We start from the raw sequence: 2,180 nt of genomic DNA on the forward strand, positions 1-2,180 counted from the left end.
ACTATTATAGTTGATAGTGATAGTATAAAACTCTCGATGAAAGATTTCTTCGAGAGTTTTAGATTATTATAGCAAAGTTCAAGCTACTCAGTTTCTTCTAATAAAGAGGGATTAATAATTAATTCTTCTTCAATTTCCAATCCTATTCCACTGATAGTTGTTATTCCATGCATCCCTAATAATTTAGGCTCTTTATCCAATAATTCTCCAGTCTCTTTACAGAAAAAGTTACCTTTAAAATGAATACTATAGAATCCAAAATCCAGCTTTTTCTCTTCCTCTGTTAAGGGAATATTAGCGATAGTATGAAAATATCCTTTTTTCCAATATTCATCACCTACAATAGCAGGTGGAATTAACAAGTTAGAATAATCTGGCATGTATTTATCAATATTTTTTTCATGAGTATTTCCTTTAAAGATAAATACAACATGTTTCCCTTCCACAAAAGAATCCGGAACTTTTCTAACTATATTAGAAATCAGAACTTTACCATAAAAGTAGATTCCCTCCCTAGGAGACACAAGAAATACATCTCCCACTTTTGGAATTGACCTACTTTTTTTAATCACTTTTAGTTGATGAGTAGCTGCCTTTGTATCATAAAAGTTATCTAACTCCTTCTGAATTTCTAAATTTAAACTCTCAAAACGTTCTTTTCTTCTTAAAGCTATTAGATTTGTATTCATTATTAATTTCCTCCATTAAGATATTTTTCTGCCCATTTCATCGCCTCATCATACATTTTATTTTTAGGGCTAATACTATTAATTTTATTCAATTGATTCGCATGGCCGTTTTCAATGAGATACTGCTCCACAGCCCTAGCCTGGTTTCTTGTCAAATCACTATATTGTTCATTGAGTTTTACAAAATTCTTACCTTGACGATTATGTTGAGACAATCTTGATTCTAAATCTTGTTTTGTTATTCCTGTATAAACAGCATCCCTCTCTTTACCATAGATTCCATAATAAACACTATTATTAGACGAACCTTTATTTAGCCAATTATTAAAATGATTATCTTTAGAGGTTACTAAATTGACTTTAGGCTTCTCCGCAAACATTTGGAGATTATCTAAGGTCATAGGCAAAAGATTTCCTGACGCTTTATCCACTGCCTTCGTAGCTTTCGAAGCATCATTGACCTTATCTAGTGCTTTTAAGCCTTTACCAGCTAATTTCCCGCCCTTGGCAACTTTACTAATTCCAAAAGAGGCTAAATCAGCTGCTAACCATCCTGCTGCTTCTAAGCGACTGGCATTCTCACCTGTTTCAGGATCCTTCCCTGTAGTTAGACGGTATGTATCGTTGACAGAGAAAAACTCTCCGATTATATACGGTATTTTTTTTAAGCCATCTACTGTATTTTGCCAAAAGCGTCTATTCCCTGCCTCTATCTCTTCTTTTGTACGTGTATCTGTTCCTATGCCTGATGTACCATCATAGCTTCTCGACAAGGTTGCAATCGCAGACATATCGCCAGAGTTGGCTTTTTTGATGAGCCGCTGCAATTCACTAGCCGTCAGCTTTTTCTTGCTGGCATCATCTTGAGCCTTAGTCGTTTTTGGATTACATACATGCTTCAATGTGTTCAGTAAAGACGTATTCCAGTTACGAAGTAAATTTAGACCTTCTCGAATTATCGGCAAGGACTGTAGTCCTGTCGCCAAGCCATATTCATAGCGAATCTGTTGACGACGACGTTGTTCAGCTTGGGCTCTTGCACGTGCTGCTTGTTGTTGGGTATAAGCGTAAGAACTTTGTCCTCCGTAACTTCCACCTTGGTAGGTTGCCACATTAGGACCAAAAGCTTGATAATAACTTTCTGGTGCTCGGAAGTTTCGATCGGTTTTAATGCGATGATCCGTGTATTCACGTAATGACACTGCACGGCCTAAAGAATCTTGTTCAACAATACTCCGTTGGTAGAAACGTTGTTGGCGCGTATTGATACGACGAGGGCGACTTGGTTCACTACCATCAACCGCCCAGACCATTCTATGCCCACTCGGGTCTGTATAGTTGACGGGGTTGTTCTGCACATAGCTATAGCGGTTCTGGCTGAGAGGATCCGTCGCCTCACCTGGGTAACTATCCTCGCTTAAGAAAGTACCTCCCTGACTATCATAATACCTTGCTCGTAAATAGTCAAGTCCAGTATCGTCGCGGGATTCA

General features: G+C 37.8%; 2 protein-coding genes. Both read right to left on the reverse strand.

The annotated features are described in order from the left end of the window. Positions 1-83: 83 nt before the first annotated feature. Complete coding sequence (locus HMPREF9965_RS11425; protein WP_001095475.1) at positions 84-689, reverse strand: immunity 26/phosphotriesterase HocA family protein; 606 nt, start codon at positions 687-689, stop codon at positions 84-86. Between the two features lie 2 nt (positions 690-691). Further along, the coding region (locus HMPREF9965_RS11430) for an RHS repeat-associated core domain-containing protein (RefSeq protein ID WP_000374310.1) at positions 692-2,180 on the reverse strand (1,489 nt) is incomplete at its 5' end.

Origin of the sequence: Streptococcus mitis bv. 2 str. SK95, assembly GCF_000222705.1 — a bacterium.
GTDB lineage: Bacteria > Bacillota > Bacilli > Lactobacillales > Streptococcaceae > Streptococcus > Streptococcus mitis_AY.

What these genes read in the sequence shown, in the direction of transcription:
- HMPREF9965_RS11425 (WP_001095475.1), bottom strand. Translation starts at nt 689, where the DNA reads ATGAATACAAATCTAATAGCTTTAAGAAGAAAAGAACGTTTTGAGAGT.